Here is an 18,099-nt window from a genome sequence, read left to right on the forward strand (position 1 = left end):
CTTAATTCGAAGCGAATTGCGTGGCGGCCTCATAGGTCGCCAACGCTGTTTCGTAATTGCCAACGAGCGCGGCCACGCTTGGGCCGATGATGTCCAGCACCAGCGCCGGATACACACCCAAGAGCAGCGTCATGCCCACAAGCGGTGCAAAGATCGCCCGTTCGCGCGTTGTCATATCCTGAATGGTCTTCAGGCTCTCCTTGATCAGATCGCCCATGACCACGCGGCGATAGAGCCACAGCGCGTAAGCTGCCGACAAGATTACGCCGGATGTGGCAAAGACCGCAATCCATGTGTTCACCTGGAAGATGCCCATCAGTGTCAGGAATTCCCCAACAAACCCGGATGTGCCCGGCAGACCCACATTGGCCATCGTGAAGAACATAAAGATCAGCGCATAGGCTGGCATCCGGTTCACCAGACCACCATAGGCGTCGATTTCACGCGTATGCATCCGATCGTAGATGACACCAACGCAGAGGAAGAGCGCGCCTGAGATAAAGCCGTGGCTGATCATCTGGAAAATCGCACCGTCAACGCCCTGCTGGTTCACGGCAAATATGCCCATTGTCACGTATCCCATATGTGCGACCGACGAATAGGCGATCAGCTTTTTCATATCCTCTTGGACCAAGGCCACAAGCGAGGTGTAGACAATCGCGATGGCTGACAGGGTCAAGACCAGCGGCCCCATCACCTCTGACCCGACAGGGAACATCGGCAGAGAAAACCGCAAGAAGCCATAGCCGCCCATCTTCAACAGGATGGCCGCCAGCACGACAGAGCCTGCCGTGGGCGCCTGAACGTGCGCATCGGGCAACCAAGTATGGACAGGCCACATCGGCATCTTGACGGCAAAGCTGGCAAAGAAAGCCAGCCACAGTAGCGTCTGCATGCCACCTATGATCTGGATACCAAGAACGCTGAACGTCTCCGTCCCGAAGGTGTGTGTCATCAGCGTCGGAATGTCCGTCGTGCCCGCATCGCTGAACATCGCCACCATCGCAACCAGCATCAGGACAGAACCAAGGAAAGTATAAAGGAAGAACTTGAAGCTCGCATAAATGCGGTTCTTGCCGCCCCAGATGCCGATGATCAGGAACATCGGGATCAGGCCCGCTTCAAAGAAGAGATAAAAGAGCACCAGATCAAGCGCCATGAAGACGCCCAGCATCAGCGTCTCAAGCACAAGGAACGCGATCATGTATTCCTTGACCCGCTCCTTCACATCCCAACAAGCCGCAATCACCAACGGCATCAGGAAGGTGGTGAGCATCACAAACAGAATGCTGATCCCGTCCACGCCCATCTTGTATTGCAGGCCCAACAGCCAGGCCCGCTCTTCCACAAGCTGGAAGCCGGTATCGGCAGGGTCGAAATTCGCCAGAATAATCAGTGACGCGATAAACGTCACGACCGTCGTGATCAACGCAACCCATTTGGCGTTGCCCTGCGCCGCCTCGTCCTCACCTCGCAGAAAAAGGGCGAGGATCAGCGCACCCAAAAGCGGAAGGAACGTCGTGAGCGAAAGGATATTGCCCATCAGTTTGCCCCCCCGGCGAGTGTCACCCAGGTCAGCAATATGGCGATCCCCAGCACCATTGCGAAGGCATAGCTAAAGATGTAGCCGGATTGCGCCCGACCCGCGAGGCGCGTGAAGAACGGGATCACACCCATCGCCACACCGTTGATGCCGCCGTCGATTGTGTTGGTATCGCCCTGCTTCCACAGGATGCGACCCAAGGCAATGGCCGGTTTGACAAAGATGAAATCGAAGATCTCATCAAAGTACCACTTGTTGAGCAGGAACTGATAAAGCGGCGCCTGCTGTTCGGCCAGCTTCGCAGGCCAATCCGGGCGGCGAATATACATCTGATAAGCCAGCCCAAGTCCCAACAGCATCGCGATGAATGGTGCTACTTTTACCAGCCATGAAACCTCATGGGCGTCGTTCAGCACATGGTTGTCGGGACTGTTGTGAATGGCCCCCTCACCCGGTGCGCCGACGAGATTGTAATGCGCCTTGCCATGGCTACCTTCCTCGGCGTGGTCGTCGCCATGATCATCGCCGTGGCTCTCATCACCATGCTCCGACGCTTCGGCATAGGGCACACCAAAGAACTTGCCGACCTTGTCGTTCGAGCCGAAGAAAGAGCCATACCAGACCATCCCGCTGAACACCGCGCCGAAGGCCAGCACATAAAGCGGGGCCAGCATTGTCATCGGGCTCTCATGGGCATGTTCGTGCGTGTGCTTGTCGCCGCGCGGCTCACCATAGAAGGTCAGGAACATCAGCCGCCAACTATAGAAACTTGTCATCGCGGCAGCGACCACGAGCATCCAGAATGCATAGCCCCCCGCCGTGCCCGCATAGGCACTTTCAATGATGGCGTCTTTGGATACGAAGCCTGCAAAGCCAATCGGGAAGCCCACATAAAGCAGTGGAATACCCACCCCGGTGATCGCCAGTGTCCCGATCATCATCATCCAGAACGTCTTGGGGATCTTGTGGCGCAGCCCGCCATAGTTCCGCATATCCTGCTCATGATGCATCGCATGGATGACCGAGCCCGCACCAAGGAACAGCATCGCCTTAAAGAAAGCGTGGGTCAGCAGGTGAAACATGGCGACGGAGTAGACGCCCAAACCGGTGGCCACGAACATGTAACCCAACTGCGAACAGGTCGAATAGGCGATCACGCGCTTGATGTCGTTCTGCACAAGCCCCACGGTCGCGGCAAAAAACGCGGTCGAGGCTCCAAGGAAGACAATGAAGTCCGTCGCCGCAGGCGCATACTCCATCAGCGGCGACATACGGCAGACGAGGAACACACCCGCCGTCACCATGGTCGCCGCGTGGATCAGCGCCGACACAGGCGTCGGCCCCTCCATCGCGTCGGGCAGCCATGTGTGCAGGAACAATTGCGCGGATTTGCCCATCGCCCCGATGAACAAAAGGAACGCGATCAGGTTCAGCGTATTCCAGTCACGCCACAGGAAGGTGAGCGTATGATCCTGCAGGTCTGGGATCGCGGCAAAGATATCCTCAAACCGCACGGAGTCCGTCACGAGGTAGAGCGCGAAAATCCCCAGCGCAAAGCCGAAATCCCCCACGCGGTTGACCACAAAGGCCTTGATCGCGGCGCCATTGGCGCTGGGTTTGCGGAAGTAAAACCCGATCAGCAGGTAAGACGCGACGCCAACCCCTTCCCAGCCAAAGAACATCTGGATCAGGTTATCTGCCGTGACCAGCATCAGCATCGCGAAGGTAAAGAACGACAGATAGGCGAAGAACCGGGGGCGATAGCTCTCGCCTTCGCGGAAATTGTCGTCATGCGCCATGTAGCCGAAGGAATACAGGTGCACGAGCGCCGAGACCGTCGTGATCACGATCAGCATGATCGCCGTCAATCGGTCCATCCGGATCGCCCAATCAGTGGAGAGCGCCCCACTTTCGATCCAGCGCAGGATCGTGACGGTGTAGCCGCCGTTGGGGTGCGCGCTGGGGTCAAAGGTCAGAAATACGATCCAGGACAGGAACGCGGCAAGAAACAGAAGGCTCGTCGCGACCCATTGGGCTGCCGTCTCGCCAATCAGCTTCCAACCAAACCCGCAGAGGATTGCGCCAACCAGCGGGGCGAAAAGGATGATGGTTTCCATGGGTTCAGCCCTTCATCACGTTGACGTCTTCAACGTCGATGGTCCCGCGGTTGCGGAAAAAACATACAAGGATTGCAAGGCCAATCGCGGCCTCTGCGGCCGCAACCGTCAGCACGAAAAGCGTGAAGACTTGCCCCACCAGATCGCCCAGATAGCTGGAAAACGCGACGAGGTTGATATTCACCGCCAGCAGCATCAATTCGATGCTCATCAAAAGGATGATGACGTTCTTGCGGTTCAGGAAGAGACCGAAAATCCCGATCACAAAGAGCGCAGCCGCGACGGTCAGATAATGCTCAAGTCCGATCATCTGGATGCTCCTTGTGGCAAGGCGGGGCCAACACCGGTATGACCGGGGCCACCCACAGGTTGGCCATGAACGAGCGAAACAGCATCCCGACCCGCAAAATGCCCGGCGGCCAGAGCCAGCACGGTTGTCGCCAACACGAATTTACGCATATCCCCGGCTCCGTTCCTCGGCCCTTTTGGCTTGATCCTGTACCGGATCACGGCCCCTCTGATCACATCCGATCATCACTTCGTCCCATTTCGGGTCGCTCATGGACCCTTTAGTCTTGTCCGCGCGGGCCTTCAACCGGCCAGCGCAAATTCCGTTTTGTCGCCGCGCAATTCCGGATAAAGCGCCGCGCAGGCGCAGCTTTCCTGCACGTCCGTTGAGATCGCCACGTCGCGTGCAATATTGCCCAGATCATCCGCAATCCGCGGGAAAGTGGCAAAGACACGCGCGCCTGATTGATGCCGGTCGAGCACGGCAAGCACGTCATCGGTCCGATCAAAAGCATGGCGCGCGCCCATGTTCTCTTCTGCCGCCCGCGCCGAAAGCGCCTCACCACTCGCACAATCAGCGACAACAAAGGTTGTGGCCGTGCCTTCCTGAGACCACCAGTTCCGCCACATCACACGGCCTTCTCCAAGGTCCATATGATCCGCCTCACCACCATGGCTGATATGCGTGGTCCGCGTGCAATCCGCGAGGGTCAGTGCATGGGCGTGTGTCGCCATTAAGGGCACTACGACCGTTGCCACTACAAGATGGTGCAAGGGATCGATCACAGGTTAGCTCCCGCAGAATCGGGGTAAAAGATCTTGCAGCCGTTGAATGGGTCGTAGCGATTACGCCACCGCATACTGAGAATTCTCTCAGCAGCTTTCAGGTTTACTTCGATGCCATGTGACTGTGCGGCAGAAACGACCTCTGACACTGAATTCAGAGCCGCAAAATCAATTGGACCCATAGGAGCCAAGACCTCGTCAACACGTCGGTCATCACCAAACACTGCCGTGCCTTCAGGCACGGGACTGGGCCACCCCAAAACCTCAACAATCTCGGCCGTGCGGCAATCAACAAACAGTAAGCTTTCGTAGTAACCACAAGGAAGCACGGCCTCCCTAACAATCTGCAAGGTTCGACCCGCTCCAATGTCCGCTATTGGATCACCTGACAGATCGTTATAATGATAGCGCCCAGCATCGCTAAAGCTGCCATCGTCGTTGACTTGTATCCAACGATCTCTCCAGCCATCTGGCGGCTGTCCTGGTGAACAAGCGGAAGCCGCGTTCACTGCCATGAACAAGGCAACAACTGTCGTCAGAAGGAACCTTACCAGTCGTCTCATCAAAGCCCCTGCCCCGGCTTTACGTCGCGCAGTTCCATCGCCTTGGCGGGATCGCGATACATCTGCGCTAGGACGTTCTGGCGTTTGATATCAACGCGGTGCCGCAAGGTGAGCACAATCGCCCCGATCATCGCGACAAGCAGGATGAGCCCGGCCAACTGGAACAAGAGGATGTATTTGTCATAGATGAGCAACCCAAGCGCACGGGTATTGTCCAAATCACCCGCAGGCGCCGCAATCCGGTTCTCGACCCCATCAGCGAAGCCCCAGACCCCTAAGGCCAGTGCCAACTGCATGATGATGATGACGCCGATCAGAAGCGCCAAGGGCAGGTATTTGGTCATCTCCGCCTTGAGTTCAGCAAAGTCCACGTCGAGCATCATCACCACAAACAGGAACAGCACTGCAACCGCACCGACATAGACAATGATCAGAAGCATCGCGACAAACTCCGCGCCCAAGGTGACGAAGAGCCCGGCCGACGACAAGAACGCAAGGATCAACCACAAGACAGAGTGCACCGGGTTGCGGCTGATGACGGTCATCAGCCCACCAGTTATGGTAGCAACGGCAAAAAGATAGAATGTGAATGCAAAGACGGTCATTCGGCTTCGTCCTTTTCCAATACTTCGTTTGCCAGTTCCATGGCCTTGCTCATGGCGGGTACACCACCGAACATGCCCATCTGGGCGATGGTTTCAGCAATTTCCTGTTTCGTCGCCCCGGCCTCGACCAGATGACGCACGGTGATCCTGATCTGCGCTTCGGCCTGCGCGCCCAACACAGTCAGTCCGGCCAGCGTCAAAAGCAGGCGCGTCTTTGCGTCCAAACCGTCTGGGCTGATCCCCTTGCCCATGAACATCTCCATGACGTCCTTTGGCATCGTCGGAAACAGCGCCTCAAACCCGTTGGGCGTAAAGGATTCGAGCGCCGGGTTTATGGCCTTTGCCCAGTCCTGACCCATCTTCATCATCGCTTCAAAGGGGTTGGTGTCGGTCATTCATCATCCTCAACGGGAGGTAATTCACCGCGCAACCGGGCAACCTCGGTTTCCAATTCTGCAATCCGGCGCAAGGCCTCCTCCAGCGCATCGCGGAGGCTTTCGTTGTCAGAGGATAACCGTTCCTCTGACGCGCGATAGCTGGCAATGCGGATGGTCTTAAGGCTCATCGGTAAGGTGCGTCCAGTTCGAGGTTGCGTGCGATTTCAGCCTCCCAACGATCGCCGTTGGCCAGAAGCTTATCTTTGTCGTAGTAGAGTTCTTCGCGGGTCTCGGTCGAGAACTCGAAATTCGGTCCCTCGACAATGGCATCAACCGGACAAGCCTCCTGACAGAAACCGCAATAGATGCATTTCGTCATGTCAATGTCGTAGCGGGTCGTCCGGCGTGACCCATCATCGCGCGGCTCGGCGTCGATGGTAATGGCTTGCGCGGGGCACACCGCCTCGCACAGCTTGCAGGCAATGCAGCGTTCTTCACCGTTGGGATAACGGCGCAACGCATGTTCGCCACGAAAGCGAGGTGACAGGGGCCCCTTTTCATGCGGGTAGTTCACCGTGGCTTTGGGGGCAAAGAAGTACTTCATCCCCAATTTGAACCCCTGCCAGATGTCCTGCATGAGGAAATACTTGGCCGCGCGGTTGTAGTCGATTTGGGTCATTGCTCAGCTTTCCCCTCATTCATCAGTGCGGGCTGGCATTCATCGGTTACCAAAATCCGCAACATCCGCAAGTTGCCACCACTTCTCGGCTTCATATGCAGTCTCCACCGACATAAGCGGCACTCAAATGATCCAGAATAAGCGCGTAGCGCTGAAAATCCGCCGTTTCATCTTCGGTCACACCCTGGGGCAATCGCACCCATTCAAACCAGAGCTCGCCCGCCTGATACACTTCATATGACGGGCGGCAATTATCGTCGTAACCTTCACGCCACTCCAGCGCCACCGCCAGATGACGCATCGCCGTCAACATGGCATATGACTCCATGCCCAAATCACGGAACTGGCGGAAGTCACCCGCCGACAGCCGATCCAACGCTTGCTGCAAGTCCTCTGTCGGACAATGCGGCAGGCCCAGACCCATCTGTGCGCAGCGGTCAAGAATATCATTGTCTTGCGCAAAGGCCGGGCCACCGGTCAGAGCCAGAGCAAGTATGGCAGCGCGCAGCCTCACGCCGCCACCACTTGGCAAGGGCAAAGCACGTGTTGTTTGGTCCGGATCGACATCGTCGCGCTGGCAAGGGGCGCGGCTAACGCACCGCCTGCGTTTCCATCGTGGCGAAAACACCTCAAGCTGCGCTTGTCGCTGACGTGGCTCACGACTTTACCTCAACAACGTTGCTGCGGACGGGTGTCGCTTGCTCATCCGCAATCTCAAACAGAAATTGCGCCAATTCGCCCTCGCTCACATCCGTCGCCGCGTCCGTTTCCTTGCCCAGGCGCTTGAAAGCAAAATGCGTCTCAAGCGTCATGACAAAGTTGAACAACTCACGCGATGAGGATTGTGCAATGGCTTCCCAGATCTTGTTCTCAGACATGTTCAAGCTCCTACAGCCCAGCGCGCCCAGAACCCGCCGAGCACTTCGAATTTTGCAAGGAATGACACGATGACGACCCAGGCCAGTGACAAGGGCAGGAAGACTTTCCAGCCGATCCGCATCAGTTGATCATAGCGGTAGCGCGGGGTGATCGCCTTCACCATCGAGAAGACAAAGAAGCAGGCCGCCATCTTCAGAACCATCCAGAAGATGCCATCGGGCAGGAATGGTACTGGCGACAGCCAGCCGCCGAAGAACAAGAGGCTCACCAGCGCGCACATCAGCACGACGGCCATGAGTTCGCCAATCATGAACAGCAGGAATGGGGTCGATGAATACTCCACCTGATAGCCTGCGACGAGTTCTGATTCCGCCTCGGGCAGATCGAATGGCGGACGGTTGGTTTCGGCCAAGGCGCTCACAAAGAAGAGGAACAGCATCGGGAAATGCGCGACCCAGAACCAGCTGAAGAGGCCCCCGCTGCCATCCTGTGCAGCGACGATATCACCGAAGTTCATGGAGCCCGCCGAGATGATCACACCAATGATGATCAGGCCGATTGAGACCTCATAGGAGATCATTTGTGCGGCCGACCGCAGCGAACCGAGGAAAGGGTATTTCGAGTTGGAGGCCCATCCCCCCATGATGACGCCATAGACCTCAAGCGACCCAATCGCGAGGATATAAAGGATCGCCACGTTGATATCGGCAAGGACCCAGCCTTCGTTGAACGGGATCACGGCCCATGAAATCACCGCCAGCACAAAGGCGATCATGGGCGCAAGGAAGAACACCGCCTTGTCCGCGCCTGCGGGTACGACGATTTCCTTGACGATGTATTTCAGGAAGTCCGCGAAGCTTTGCAAAAGCCCGAAAGCACCAACGACATTCGGGCCTTTCCGCATCTGCACCGCCGCCCAGACCTTGCGGTCGGCATACATCAGGAAGGCCAGTGCGACGAGCAGCGGGATCAGGATCAGAAGGCATTGAAACAGAATGACCAGGACGATGCCCGTATTGGTGTTGGAAAAGAAATCAACCATACGTGTCGTCCTTACTCAGCCGCCAGTGGGGCAGCTTTACGCGCCTTTGCATTTGCACTCAGTTCCGCCATCAGGGTCGAGGCGCGGGCAATCGGGTTTGTCAGATAGAAATCACTGATGGCATTGCGGAATGCCGCTTGGCCTGGCTTTTTGACGGGGATCGGCTGCCATTCATTGTCAGGCACCTCGTCAATCTTGCCCAGATGCGGGTGTGTCTTGATCAGCGCCTGCCGGAGTTGCGCGAGGCTATCAAACGGCAGGGCTTCGCCCAACTCGGCGGACAAGGCCCGTAGGATCGCCCAGTTTTCCTTGGCCTCGCCGGGTGGGAAGCTGGCGCGCATGGCCAATTGCGGGCGGCCTTCGGTGTTGACGAAAAGCCCGTTTTCTTCCGTGTAGGCTGCACTCGGCAGGATGATGTCGGCGCGGTGCGCACCTCGGTCGCCATGGCTGCCCTGATAGATCACAAATGCGCCCGGCGCGATCTCGACCTCATCAGCGCCAAGGTTGTAGATCACCTCGGCATCCTTGATCGCATCCATGCCACCTTCGGTCGCGGCACCCACATCCATCGCACCAACGCGGCCAGCGGCGGTGTGCAGGACCATGAATTTCGATTGCGCGGCCTCGGCAGCTTTCATGGCCAGGCTCAGCACCGCTTCCCCATCGGCCTCGTTCAGGGCACCCTGCCCCACGATCATGACGCCGGGCACCCCGTGCTTGTCGGAATGGTCCATGCCCGCGAGGTTTTCCAGCGCCGCACGATCAGTTCCGATATCGACCACGTCATAGGTCAGATCGGCAGGCTCACCGATCCGCGCGATTTTGGCGCCTTTCAGCCAGGCCTTGCGAATGCGGGCGTTCAGCACCGGCGCCTCATCACGTGGGTTGGTGCCGATCAGCATGATCATCTGCGCGTCATCGACATCCTCGATGGTCGCGTTGCCGACGTAAGCCGAACGGTTGCTAGCAGGCAGCTTGGCGCCATCAGTGCGGCATTCGACACTACCGCCCTGCCCTTCGACCAATTGCTTCAGCGCAAAGGCGGCTTCGACCGGGGCCAGATCGCCCACAAGCCCGGCAACTTTCTTGCCCTTCATCGCCGCCGCAGCGGCACTCAGCGCCTCGGGCCAGCTGGCTTTGCGCAGCTTGCCGTTCTCACGGATGTAAGGCGTGTCCAACCGTTGCCGCCGCAACCCGTCCCAGACAAAGCGGGTCTTGTCGGAAATCCATTCCTCATTCACGCCGTCATGGTTGCGCGGCAGAAAACGCATGACCTCGCGGCCCTTGGTGTCGATCCGGATATTGGAGCCGAGCGCATCCATCACATCAATGCTCTCGGTCTTTGTCAGCTCCCAAGGCCGCGCGGTGAAAGCGTAAGGCTTCGAAACAAGTGCGCCAACCGGGCACAAATCAATGATGTTGCCCTGTAGGTTCGAATCCAGCGTCTCACCAAGATAGCTCGTGATCTCCGCATCCTCGCCACGGCCCGTCTGACCCATCTGGTGAATACCCGCGACCTCGGTCGTGAAACGCACACAGCGGGTGCAGGAAATGCAGCGGGTCATGTGGGTTTCGACCAGCGGACCGAGGTCTAGATCATCCACTGCCCGCTTGGGCTCACGATAGCGGCTGAAATCAACACCATACGCCATGGCCTGATCCTGCAGGTCGCATTCACCGCCCTGATCGCAGATTGGGCAATCGAGCGGGTGGTTGATCAGCAGAAACTCCATCACCCCCTCGCGGGCCTTCTTGACCATGGGGGAGTTGGTCTTCACAACTGGCGGCTGGCCTTCGGGACCGGGGCGCAGGTCGCGGACCTGCATCGCGCAACTGGCGGCGGGTTTGGGCGGGCCACCCACAACCTCAACGAGGCACATGCGGCAATTGCCTGCAATGGAAAGCCGTTCATGATAGCAGAACCGCGGGATTTCGATGCCCGCTTCCTCGCAAGCCTGGATCAGGGTCATGGCCCCGTCCACCTCGACCTCAGTTCCGTCAATGACGACTTTGCGTAAATCAGACATGGCTGGTGCCCTATGTGTTCCCTGAGCGCGGGCACCGCGGTGGCGGCGGCTCGCGCGTTGCCGCGTTCTAGCGCGACGAAACACATGATGCCAGTCAGATCGACAAAAAAGAACCTGATTTTCGCATGTTGGCTCGCGGCTTAACGCAGCAGCCAGCCAACGCGCGTATTTGCAGCAATTTGCGACCGACCGACTGCACAATAGGTGGATTCGTCACCCTCCACGATGCCCAATCGCGCAAGCTCGCGCCGCGCAATACCTTCCAGCCGGTCTTTCTCGGCGTCGTCATTGATATAGGCGTCAATCTGGGCGTCTGAATAGCCAAGCTCTTCGGCGTGGTTCTTCAGCGATTGCAAGAAGTTGATACCACGCCAGGTCCGCGCACGAATACTGCTGCACTTTTCGGAGATCTCATAGGCCATGCCCACGTGAATAATCCCGTCGCGCACGCGTTGAACGTCCTTCAGCGGCGGCTGTGCCGACAGGCTGCCCGCAATCGCAGTTATCGCAACAAGGGCCGCAAGGGCCAAAGCCGGAAACTTGGTCATATTCACTCTCCTCAACAGCAGGCGCATCGGTGCCTTGCATGCGAACAGATGTGGGCAAGCGCCCGCGCTATTCAATATCAGCGCCGGGTTATCGGCTATTTCAGGCGGTTTCGCGCGCAGCGAGATTTGCTAACATATTGCTACCAAACACATTCTCTGTCTCACCCTGCGCCTGCAGTTCGTGCCAGCGCGCCATCCCCTCGGCCACGTCAGGGCGGTAACCGATGGGCACCCACCAGCAGACGAGGTAGCCGCGATCACCGGGCACGAACCATTCATCATTGCGCGCCATGCACCGTGCATGCAGCGTCTTCATCGCGAAACGGTAAAGCGGACCTGGCCCCGTCCAGACCGACAGCGTCGAAGCCGTATTCGGCCGATGCGCCAACGGACCATTCGGGTCTTCTTGCGCAGCCTCCATTTCGTCATCAGGCATCCGCCGGACAAAACCAGGGCTGCGCGCGCCAATCGCGTTGACCTGATCCAACCCGTTCTGAAAATCCGCAAGGCGCGGATCATCCCACGGGTAGCGGAGCGTGCCGAAATTGAACTCCGCCAGATGCCGGGTCATTGCGCTGCGGCGCGCAGCCAGTCCCAGCCAAAGGCATCCGGGCTGTCACCATGCGCAGCACGGTGATCAAGCTTCGCCAACGCCTCATCCAGGGTCGGCTCCGTCCCTTCCTCGACCCACCACATGACGAAATGCATCTGCTCCAGCGCCTCAAACCACGCCTGACGACGCTTGAGGAATGTGTTGTGCAGCGTTCCAAAAACAAAGGTCTCCAACTGCGCGGGCGTCTCCCACACCGACAGGTTCGCGATAAATCGCGGATCGCCGTCGATGCAGGTCTCGGTATTGCCGCGCCCCGGCTCACCCGACCCTTCCATCATCCACACAAAGCCCGGCATCCGCTTCGCCAGCCCATTGATCCGGTCGAGATTATCCATGAATTCCGCCACAAGCGGATCGTCAGGTGGGGCGATCAAGCGCCCGATATTCAGTTCCGCCAGATGCATGTCAGCCCCTCATGACCCATTCACCATCATCGCTTCAGAGCTACCCCGAAACGCGATCTTGAGGCAATGTCAGTGATTTTCTGGCCTTTCCAGAGCGCGCTAGTTCAGCAGTCGCCCGATTGAACTGCGCTCGCGCCTCTCGCGCGCCATCACATTACAAAACTGCGCATCATTTTCTGCATCGATATCGTGTTTGCGTTCAAAAGCGATGAGGTAGGGGAAAAACCAATCGGTTTCGACATCGAGACCGACCAGCATTGCTTCGAACTGGACGGACGAATAGCCCGCTTCGATCATTTCGACGAGCACATCCTCAAAGCGTTCGTCGACGGCTTCTTCATTTACGGAGAATCCTGAGCAAGTTGCTTCTGCCTCGAAAGCAAATACTGAGTCGGCGAAAACATTGCGCAACGCAATTGGCGTGTCATTCGGGGAAATCATCGGCGCGCAGCCCGACATGACCAGGGCGCTCAACACCCCAACACCTACGGTTCTCAGCTGCATCAGCGTTCCCTTGTTCAATGAACTTAGACAGGAACAAGCAACGCGCTCAGCGCCGAATTCTCCAGCACTTCCGCGTCTGCGGCCGGGCAAAGGTCAGCACCAGTGAGCTCGACACCATGCTTGCCTTGGAAACTGCGCTGCGTCACATCCGTTTCCGCTTCAATCTGCGCGGTCAGTGGGCGTGCGGTCAGGGTCCCGCGCCCGACTTCGTTGCGGCGCTCATTCAGTTCCGCATCAAGGATCGCGTCATAGCGATAGCGTGCGCAGTTCTGTGCGACCTGATTGGCCACTTTGAGCGTCGCGAAATAGCGCGGCGTTGGCATATTGAAGAGCTGCTGCACCGCCGGGTCCTCGAACGACCGAGCCGCCCCTGATCCCGTTGAACATGCGGCAAGCGCGAACGCCGCCCCCATCATCAATCCACGTCCCATCATTCCGCAGCCATCCCCGCAAGTCTTTTGTCTTTGATCCGGTCCTCGATCTCGTCCCGGAAGTTCTTGATCAGACCCTGAATGGGCCATGCCGCCGCATCGCCAAGGGCGCAGATCGTGTGCCCCTCAACCTGCTTGGTCACGTCAAAGAGCATATCAATCTCTTCGGGGCTTGCATCCCCTTTCACCAGACGCGCCATAACGCGCATCATCCAGCCGGTGCCTTCGCGGCAAGGGGTGCACTGACCGCAGCTTTCGTGCTTGTAGAACTTGGAGAGCCGCCAGATCGCCTTGATCATGTCGGTGGAGTTATCCATGACGATGACCGCCGCCGTTCCGAGGGAGGACCCTTTTTCCTTCAGCGCATCGAAATCCATAATCGCATCGCGCATATGTTCGCCACGCACGCAGGGCACAGACGACCCACCCGGAATCACGGCCTTGAGGTTGTCCCAGCCGCCGCGGATACCTCCGCAGTGCTTTTCGATCAATTCTTCAAAGCTGATCGACATCTCTTCTTCAACCACACAGGGGTTGTTCACATGTCCCGAAATCGCAAAGAGCTTTGTGCCCGCATTGTTCGGACGGCCCATGGACGCGAACCATTCCCCGCCGCGCCGCAGGATCGTGGGCACGACGGCAATCGATTCGACGTTGTTCACCGTCGTCGGACACCCATAGAGCCCCGCACCCGCCGGGAAGGGCGGCTTCATGCGCGGCATGCCCTTCTTGCCCTCAAGGCTTTCGAGCAGCGCCGTTTCCTCACCGCAGATATAGGCACCCGCGCCGTGGGTCAGGTAGATATCGAAATCCCAACCGGATTTGGCGGCGTTCTTACCGACCAGACCAGCCTCATAAGCCTCATCGATCGCCGCCTGCAGCGCCTCTTTCTCGCGGATATACTCGCCACGAATGTAGATGTAGCAGGCATGCGCATTCATTGCGAAGCTCGCGATCAGACAGCCTTCGACCAGCGTATGCGGATCATGCCGCATGATCTCGCGGTCCTTGCAGGTGCCCGGCTCGGATTCGTCCGCATTCACCACCAGATAGGCAGGTCGCCCATCGCTTTCCTTGGGCATGAAGGACCATTTCAGTCCTGTCGGAAAACCCGCCCCGCCGCGCCCGCGCAGGCCAGAGGTTTTCATCTCATTGATGATCCACTCAGGCCCCTTCTTGATGATCTCCGCCGTGCCATCCCAATGGCCACGGGCCTTGGCGCCGGCGAGCGTCCGGTCATGCATCCCGTAAAGGTTGGTGAAAATTCGGTTTTCATCTTTGAGCATTATTTCCCGCCCTTTTCATCCTGGCGCGCGCGCCACAGCCTGTAAGTCTGCCACAGGGCAAATCCGAAACCGGCCAATGCCGCAAGATCAAAAAACGCGCGGGTCCGGTTTGACCAGCCATATTCGGCGCCGATCAAGTTCATCAACACCCATAAAGCACCGGTACCCGCTAAGATCAACGCGACGCGTTGCCCTGCCTTGGCCTGTTTGGTCTGTCCGTGTCCCGCCATCTTGCGCAAACCTCTAATGCGTTTCGCAGCAGGCGTGAAGTATCGCGCGCGAAAAAGACGCGCGCGATTGGTGTTAAATGCGACTTAGTAAACGTCGCCCTTTTTCACCTTGTCGGAGAATTCGGTGGTGCCACCGGCGGCAAGAGTCTTGGCCTGTTCAACCCAATTGTCACGCGTCGCACGGCCTTTGAACCCTTTGAGGTTGTCGTCCATCCAGGCCTGCTCTGCCGGGCCCCATTCGGCGATCTGGTCAAAGTGATAGATGCCCATGCCGTGCAGCGTCTCTTCCAGTTTCTTGCCAACGCCCTTGATCAGCTTCAGATCGTCAGGTCCACCTTCCCGTGCAGCCGTCAGGAATTGAGGTTGCGCGGCGGCAGATGCCTCTTCGGCAGGGGCTGCATCACCCTCGTATTTCCATTCACCCTTCTTGGCGTCGAGCTCTGCTTCTCCGGGCAAGGCCGCTGACGGCATGACTTTTGGTGCTTCCTCAGCGGTGATTTCGGGTTCTGACGCCGCCGCCGGTTCCGGCGTTGTCACGGGCTCAGGTTCGGCCACCGGCGTTGGTTCGGCGGCAGGCGCTGGGGCGGCTGTCGGTGCAGGTGCGGCGACCGGTGCGGCAACACCAAGAGGCCCCGGCGCCGGCTCTCGCCAGCCAAGCGCCAGCACAAGCGCTGCAACCAATGCAACAATCCCGCCGATCAACGCGCCCCCCGCCATCTGGTAATCATAAAGGACCATGGCCACGCCCATGGCGATAATGCCGAAGAGGCCCGCCACCACGATGATGCCTAGGCTGATTGGTGCTGAATCTTTCATCTTAATCTCTCTCCCTCAGGTGACCGGGCAGCGGCCATGCAGATCGTGAACGGGGCCTGCGGCAAAACGCCTCAGCCCCTGCTGACTACAAGCTGTAACCGAAACAGGCCGAAATCGAAAATTATTTATGCAACCTTGACGGTTAACACCCGAAAAAGAGTCAAATTGCCGCTTCAGTCGCACCTTCGCTGTGCAAATCCAGTGCATGTCTCGTCATGCGAGAGCACCCAGAATCGCTGTGCAGGTGTCGACTAGTCGCCCTTGGCGAGGGCGGTCGCCTGCGCGACCCAGTTGTCGCGTTCGATCCGGCCTTTGAATTTCAGTCGAGAGTCGACCCAGGCGATTTCTTCCGCTGTCCAATTCGCGATCTGATCAAAGTGCCAGAAGCCAAGCTCGTTCAGCACGCCTTCGAGCTTTGGCCCGACACCGGTGATCTTCTTCAGGTCATCAGCGCCGCCTTCACGTGGCGCGGACAGAGTTTCAGGGGCGGCTTCGGCGACTGGTGTTGCCGCGTCCTCCTTCGCAGCCTTCGGCTTTGCCGAAGGCTGCGGTTTGGCAGCCGCCTTTGGTTCGGCTGTAGGCGCGCCAGCCCTTGCCGATGTCGCGGCAGCATCGTTGATCCATGGTGTCAACAAAGGGACCTCGGTCCCGTCAATCCGCTTGACGGTGTCGCCAATATCCACAGCCGCTTGCACACTGGCATTGTACTTTGTCTTGCCGCTTTCGTAGTCTTTCAAACTGGTCAGCCCGCTGAGTGGCTCTGCCGCAAAACGCCCGTTCTGAGGTCCGGGTACCGGCACCCGGCCTGCTGCGAGTTCATCGATGATCTCACCCAGACGCTCCGCCGTCAGATCCTCGTAATAATCCTTGCCGATCTGGGCCATTGGCGCATTGGCGCAAGAGCCAAGGCATTCCACCTCTTCCCAGGAGAACTTGCCGTCAGCAGACAGCTCATGCGGGTTTGCCGCGATCTTGTCCTTGCAGACACCCACCAGATCTTCAGCACCGCAAATCATGCAGGATAGGGTCCCACAGATCTGGATATGGGCCACCGCACCAACCGGCTGCAGCTGGAACATGAAGTAGAACGACGCCACTTCGAAAGCCCGGATAAAGGCCAAATCGAGCATTGTTGCCACATGCTCAATCGCCGGGCGGCTCAGCCACCCTTCCTGTTCCTGCGCGCGCCACAAAAGCGGGATGATGGCCGAGGCCTGGCGTCCCTCCGGGAACTTCTTCATCTGCGCCTCGGCCCATTTCTGGTTGTCGGGCGTGAACGCAAAGCTGTCAGGTTGCTCGGGGTGAAGACGACGCAGCATGAAAAAACCTCGGCTCAGGGTCTTTGGGATGCGGATGTGCTCCGCTTTGTTGTCGGACTACACCGATGATGTTGCGATGACAACGGGCCGCGCCCTTAAATCAACGCGCTAAAGCGCGCCCAGTGCACCTGCCAAAAGGGTCGCCCCAGCAAAGACACCAAATGCCAATGGATTGAAGGCAGCGCCTGACAGCACGAGCAAATCCGGCACAACTCCAAGGATCATCAGGCCACGCAGGTATCCGTGATCACCCGAATATTAGCACCATCAGGCGCGGCGCGACCTTCGGCCTGTAGGGTGACGATGATGTTTTCCAGATCACCCGTACCAACGGTGGCTTGATCCATAATCGTGCGCACATTTTGTGCCGTCATGACACAGCCATTTGCCTCGACCGCCGCGACGAAACGCTCCTTGGCGGACCGTGGATTGGGTGCAGGCTCAGGGTCTGGCTCAATTGTCGGCAAGGGGGTTGGCGAAGAGATTGGAACGGGTGCAACACAAGCTGCAAGACCCATCAACGATATTGCTGCGACATAACGGACCATTGGGCTTTTCCTTCCAGTTCCCACCAATTTGTGGCGATGTTCACAAAAGCCCGCGGGCGAGGTCAATCAGAAATACCGCAACTGCGCCGGCTATCGCCGCCTTGATCAGCCGGTTCCTGCCGCGTGCGACCAGGGCGCCCGCGAGCCCCGCCCCGGCCCCGATCAAAAGCATCCAAAGATCAAATGTGATCGTCATCTACAGGCACCCTTTGTCATCAATCATTCACCCACGGGCGCCATCAATGCATCAAATTGATCCGCCAGACCATAACGCAGGATGACCACGGAAAAGGCGATCCCCATCACCCCGCCGACGATGATCCCCGTCGCCGTACGCCTAAACAGGCGTGATATCGCGGCCGAGACGAAAAAACCGCCTGCAACCAGAAAGCCCAAAAGAAAATCTGCAATGCTCATTGGATGATGCCTTTCATGCCCGCGTCCAGTCTTCGGCAAGCGGCCAAGCGCGGCAATGCCCAAAAACCGGAATCGGC

General features: G+C 58.2%; 26 protein-coding genes. All 26 read right to left on the reverse strand.

All coding sequences use genetic code 11. The features are described 5' to 3' along the window. Window position 1 precedes the first annotated feature (1 nt). Complete coding sequence (locus tag SLH47_RS08070) at window positions 2-1,543, reverse strand: NADH-quinone oxidoreductase subunit M (protein ID WP_320238959.1); 1,542 nt, start codon at window positions 1,541-1,543, stop codon at window positions 2-4. Then, the gene (nuoL, locus tag SLH47_RS08075; RefSeq protein ID WP_320238960.1) at window positions 1,543-3,660 is read right to left on the reverse strand and encodes an NADH-quinone oxidoreductase subunit L; all 2,118 of its coding nucleotides are present in this window, start codon (window positions 3,658-3,660) and stop codon (window positions 1,543-1,545) included. The genes SLH47_RS08070 and nuoL overlap by 1 nt, the downstream gene beginning before the upstream one ends. Before the next feature lie 4 nt (window positions 3,661-3,664). Beyond that, window positions 3,665-3,970: an NADH-quinone oxidoreductase subunit NuoK gene (nuoK, locus tag SLH47_RS08080; protein WP_008235370.1), complete on the reverse strand. Its 306-nt coding sequence runs from the start codon at window positions 3,968-3,970 to the stop codon at window positions 3,665-3,667. Then, window positions 3,967-4,119 carry a hypothetical protein gene (locus tag SLH47_RS08085; RefSeq protein WP_320238961.1) on the reverse strand — a complete coding sequence of 51 codons (153 nt, stop codon included), beginning with the start codon at window positions 4,117-4,119 and terminating at the stop codon, window positions 3,967-3,969. Before SLH47_RS08085 ends, nuoK begins: the two co-directional genes overlap by 4 nt. Window positions 4,120-4,251: 132 nt before the next feature. Continuing rightward, on the reverse strand, window positions 4,252-4,683 hold the full coding sequence (locus SLH47_RS08090; protein WP_320238962.1) for a hypothetical protein: 432 nt from the start codon (window positions 4,681-4,683) through the stop codon (window positions 4,252-4,254). Between the two features lie 47 nt (window positions 4,684-4,730). Then, on the reverse strand, window positions 4,731-5,297 hold the full coding sequence (locus SLH47_RS08095) for a hypothetical protein (protein ID WP_320238963.1): 567 nt from the start codon (window positions 5,295-5,297) through the stop codon (window positions 4,731-4,733). Next, window positions 5,297-5,902 carry an NADH-quinone oxidoreductase subunit J gene (locus tag SLH47_RS08100; RefSeq protein WP_320238964.1) on the reverse strand — a complete coding sequence of 202 codons (606 nt, stop codon included), beginning with the start codon at window positions 5,900-5,902 and terminating at the stop codon, window positions 5,297-5,299. The genes SLH47_RS08095 and SLH47_RS08100 overlap by 1 nt, the downstream gene beginning before the upstream one ends. Next, window positions 5,899-6,297 (reverse strand): carboxymuconolactone decarboxylase family protein, encoded by a 399-nt coding sequence (locus SLH47_RS08105; RefSeq protein WP_320238965.1) that lies wholly within the window; start codon window positions 6,295-6,297, stop codon window positions 5,899-5,901. Before SLH47_RS08105 ends, SLH47_RS08100 begins: the two co-directional genes overlap by 4 nt. Beyond that, window positions 6,294-6,467: a hypothetical protein gene (locus SLH47_RS08110; RefSeq protein ID WP_320238966.1), complete on the reverse strand. Its 174-nt coding sequence runs from the start codon at window positions 6,465-6,467 to the stop codon at window positions 6,294-6,296. The genes SLH47_RS08105 and SLH47_RS08110 overlap by 4 nt, the downstream gene beginning before the upstream one ends. Next, window positions 6,464-6,958 (reverse strand): NADH-quinone oxidoreductase subunit NuoI, encoded by a 495-nt coding sequence (nuoI, locus tag SLH47_RS08115; RefSeq protein ID WP_320238967.1) that lies wholly within the window; start codon window positions 6,956-6,958, stop codon window positions 6,464-6,466. The genes SLH47_RS08110 and nuoI overlap by 4 nt, the downstream gene beginning before the upstream one ends. A 91-nt stretch (window positions 6,959-7,049) precedes the next feature. Next, complete coding sequence (locus SLH47_RS08120; protein WP_320238968.1) at window positions 7,050-7,472, reverse strand: hypothetical protein; 423 nt, start codon at window positions 7,470-7,472, stop codon at window positions 7,050-7,052. 142 nt (window positions 7,473-7,614) lie between these two features. Continuing rightward, window positions 7,615-7,836, reverse strand: a complete 222-nt coding sequence (locus SLH47_RS08125) for a hypothetical protein (RefSeq protein ID WP_320238969.1) — start codon at window positions 7,834-7,836, stop codon at window positions 7,615-7,617. Window positions 7,837-7,838: 2 nt separating this feature from the next. Continuing rightward, a complete protein-coding gene (gene nuoH / locus SLH47_RS08130) occupies window positions 7,839-8,879 on the reverse strand; it encodes an NADH-quinone oxidoreductase subunit NuoH (RefSeq protein ID WP_320238970.1) in 1,041 nt (346 codons plus the stop codon). Window positions 8,880-8,890: 11 nt separating this feature from the next. Next, window positions 8,891-10,906: an NADH-quinone oxidoreductase subunit NuoG gene (gene nuoG / locus SLH47_RS08135; RefSeq protein WP_320238971.1), complete on the reverse strand. Its 2,016-nt coding sequence runs from the start codon at window positions 10,904-10,906 to the stop codon at window positions 8,891-8,893. A gap of 140 nt (window positions 10,907-11,046) precedes the next feature. Beyond that, the gene (locus SLH47_RS08140) at window positions 11,047-11,454 is read right to left on the reverse strand and encodes a DUF5333 domain-containing protein (RefSeq protein WP_320238972.1); all 408 of its coding nucleotides are present in this window, start codon (window positions 11,452-11,454) and stop codon (window positions 11,047-11,049) included. A 100-nt stretch (window positions 11,455-11,554) separates the two neighbouring features. Next, window positions 11,555-12,025 carry a DUF3291 domain-containing protein gene (locus SLH47_RS08145; RefSeq protein ID WP_320238973.1) on the reverse strand — a complete coding sequence of 157 codons (471 nt, stop codon included), beginning with the start codon at window positions 12,023-12,025 and terminating at the stop codon, window positions 11,555-11,557. Continuing rightward, a complete protein-coding gene (locus SLH47_RS08150; protein ID WP_320238974.1) occupies window positions 12,022-12,471 on the reverse strand; it encodes a DUF3291 domain-containing protein in 450 nt (149 codons plus the stop codon). The genes SLH47_RS08145 and SLH47_RS08150 overlap by 4 nt, the downstream gene beginning before the upstream one ends. 99 nt (window positions 12,472-12,570) lie before the next feature. Continuing rightward, entirely contained in the window at window positions 12,571-12,975 is a 405-nt protein-coding gene (locus tag SLH47_RS08155) for a hypothetical protein (protein WP_320238975.1), read from the reverse strand. 23 nt (window positions 12,976-12,998) lie between these two features. Then, on the reverse strand, window positions 12,999-13,406 hold the full coding sequence (locus SLH47_RS08160) for a hypothetical protein (RefSeq protein WP_320238976.1): 408 nt from the start codon (window positions 13,404-13,406) through the stop codon (window positions 12,999-13,001). Continuing rightward, the gene (gene nuoF, locus SLH47_RS08165) at window positions 13,406-14,692 is read right to left on the reverse strand and encodes an NADH-quinone oxidoreductase subunit NuoF (RefSeq protein ID WP_320238977.1); all 1,287 of its coding nucleotides are present in this window, start codon (window positions 14,690-14,692) and stop codon (window positions 13,406-13,408) included. Before nuoF ends, SLH47_RS08160 begins: the two co-directional genes overlap by 1 nt. Continuing rightward, window positions 14,692-14,922: a DUF5337 domain-containing protein gene (locus SLH47_RS08170; protein WP_320238978.1), complete on the reverse strand. Its 231-nt coding sequence runs from the start codon at window positions 14,920-14,922 to the stop codon at window positions 14,692-14,694. Before SLH47_RS08170 ends, nuoF begins: the two co-directional genes overlap by 1 nt. Window positions 14,923-15,006: 84 nt before the next feature. After that, window positions 15,007-15,738, reverse strand: coding sequence for an NADH:ubiquinone oxidoreductase (locus SLH47_RS08175; protein WP_320238979.1), 732 nt, complete (start codon window positions 15,736-15,738; stop codon window positions 15,007-15,009). 251 nt (window positions 15,739-15,989) lie between these two features. Next, window positions 15,990-17,057: an NADH-quinone oxidoreductase subunit NuoE gene (gene nuoE, locus SLH47_RS08180; protein ID WP_320238980.1), complete on the reverse strand. Its 1,068-nt coding sequence runs from the start codon at window positions 17,055-17,057 to the stop codon at window positions 15,990-15,992. Window positions 17,058-17,281: 224 nt separating this feature from the next. Next, window positions 17,282-17,605: a hypothetical protein gene (locus SLH47_RS08185; protein WP_320238981.1), complete on the reverse strand. Its 324-nt coding sequence runs from the start codon at window positions 17,603-17,605 to the stop codon at window positions 17,282-17,284. A gap of 40 nt (window positions 17,606-17,645) precedes the next feature. Then, on the reverse strand, window positions 17,646-17,801 hold the full coding sequence (locus SLH47_RS08190) for a hypothetical protein (RefSeq protein ID WP_320238982.1): 156 nt from the start codon (window positions 17,799-17,801) through the stop codon (window positions 17,646-17,648). A 23-nt stretch (window positions 17,802-17,824) separates the two neighbouring features. Further along, the gene (locus SLH47_RS08195; RefSeq protein ID WP_320238983.1) at window positions 17,825-18,022 is read right to left on the reverse strand and encodes a hypothetical protein; all 198 of its coding nucleotides are present in this window, start codon (window positions 18,020-18,022) and stop codon (window positions 17,825-17,827) included. Between the last annotated feature and the right edge of the window lie 77 nt (window positions 18,023-18,099).

This window comes from Cognatiyoonia sp. IB215182, from assembly GCF_033963905.1.
Taxonomy (GTDB): Bacteria; Pseudomonadota; Alphaproteobacteria; order Rhodobacterales; family Rhodobacteraceae; genus Yoonia.

Bases quoted from the DNA above. Each gene is read 5' to 3' on its own strand.
- SLH47_RS08070 (WP_320238959.1), bottom strand. From the start codon at position 1,543: ATGGGCAATATCCTTTCGCTCACGACGTTCCTTCCGCTTTTGGGTGCG.
- nuoL (WP_320238960.1), bottom strand. From the start codon at position 3,660: ATGGAAACCATCATCCTTTTCGCCCCGCTGGTTGGCGCAATCCTCTGC.
- nuoK (WP_008235370.1), bottom strand. From the start codon at position 3,970: ATGATCGGACTTGAGCATTATCTGACCGTCGCGGCTGCGCTCTTTGTG.
- SLH47_RS08085 (WP_320238961.1), bottom strand. From the start codon at position 4,119: ATGCGTAAATTCGTGTTGGCGACAACCGTGCTGGCTCTGGCCGCCGGG.
- SLH47_RS08090 (WP_320238962.1), bottom strand. From the start codon at position 4,683: ATGGCGACACACGCCCATGCACTGACCCTCGCGGATTGCACGCGGACC.
- SLH47_RS08095 (WP_320238963.1), bottom strand. From the start codon at position 5,297: ATGAGACGACTGGTAAGGTTCCTTCTGACGACAGTTGTTGCCTTGTTC.
- SLH47_RS08100 (WP_320238964.1), bottom strand. From the start codon at position 5,902: ATGACCGTCTTTGCATTCACATTCTATCTTTTTGCCGTTGCTACCATA.
- SLH47_RS08105 (WP_320238965.1), bottom strand. From the start codon at position 6,297: ATGACCGACACCAACCCCTTTGAAGCGATGATGAAGATGGGTCAGGAC.
- SLH47_RS08110 (WP_320238966.1), bottom strand. From the start codon at position 6,467: ATGAGCCTTAAGACCATCCGCATTGCCAGCTATCGCGCGTCAGAGGAA.
- nuoI (WP_320238967.1), bottom strand. From the start codon at position 6,958: ATGACCCAAATCGACTACAACCGCGCGGCCAAGTATTTCCTCATGCAG.
- SLH47_RS08125 (WP_320238969.1), bottom strand. From the start codon at position 7,836: ATGTCTGAGAACAAGATCTGGGAAGCCATTGCACAATCCTCATCGCGT.
- nuoH (WP_320238970.1), bottom strand. From the start codon at position 8,879: ATGGTTGATTTCTTTTCCAACACCAATACGGGCATCGTCCTGGTCATT.
- nuoG (WP_320238971.1), bottom strand. From the start codon at position 10,906: ATGTCTGATTTACGCAAAGTCGTCATTGACGGAACTGAGGTCGAGGTG.
- SLH47_RS08140 (WP_320238972.1), bottom strand. From the start codon at position 11,454: ATGACCAAGTTTCCGGCTTTGGCCCTTGCGGCCCTTGTTGCGATAACT.
- SLH47_RS08145 (WP_320238973.1), bottom strand. From the start codon at position 12,025: ATGACCCGGCATCTGGCGGAGTTCAATTTCGGCACGCTCCGCTACCCG.
- SLH47_RS08150 (WP_320238974.1), bottom strand. From the start codon at position 12,471: ATGCATCTGGCGGAACTGAATATCGGGCGCTTGATCGCCCCACCTGAC.
- SLH47_RS08155 (WP_320238975.1), bottom strand. From the start codon at position 12,975: ATGCAGCTGAGAACCGTAGGTGTTGGGGTGTTGAGCGCCCTGGTCATG.
- SLH47_RS08160 (WP_320238976.1), bottom strand. From the start codon at position 13,406: ATGGGACGTGGATTGATGATGGGGGCGGCGTTCGCGCTTGCCGCATGT.
- nuoF (WP_320238977.1), bottom strand. From the start codon at position 14,692: ATGCTCAAAGATGAAAACCGAATTTTCACCAACCTTTACGGGATGCAT.
- SLH47_RS08170 (WP_320238978.1), bottom strand. From the start codon at position 14,922: ATGGCGGGACACGGACAGACCAAACAGGCCAAGGCAGGGCAACGCGTC.
- SLH47_RS08175 (WP_320238979.1), bottom strand. From the start codon at position 15,738: ATGAAAGATTCAGCACCAATCAGCCTAGGCATCATCGTGGTGGCGGGC.
- nuoE (WP_320238980.1), bottom strand. From the start codon at position 17,057: ATGCTGCGTCGTCTTCACCCCGAGCAACCTGACAGCTTTGCGTTCACG.
- SLH47_RS08185 (WP_320238981.1), bottom strand. From the start codon at position 17,605: ATGGTCCGTTATGTCGCAGCAATATCGTTGATGGGTCTTGCAGCTTGT.
- SLH47_RS08190 (WP_320238982.1), bottom strand. From the start codon at position 17,801: ATGACGATCACATTTGATCTTTGGATGCTTTTGATCGGGGCCGGGGCG.
- SLH47_RS08195 (WP_320238983.1), bottom strand. From the start codon at position 18,022: ATGAGCATTGCAGATTTTCTTTTGGGCTTTCTGGTTGCAGGCGGTTTT.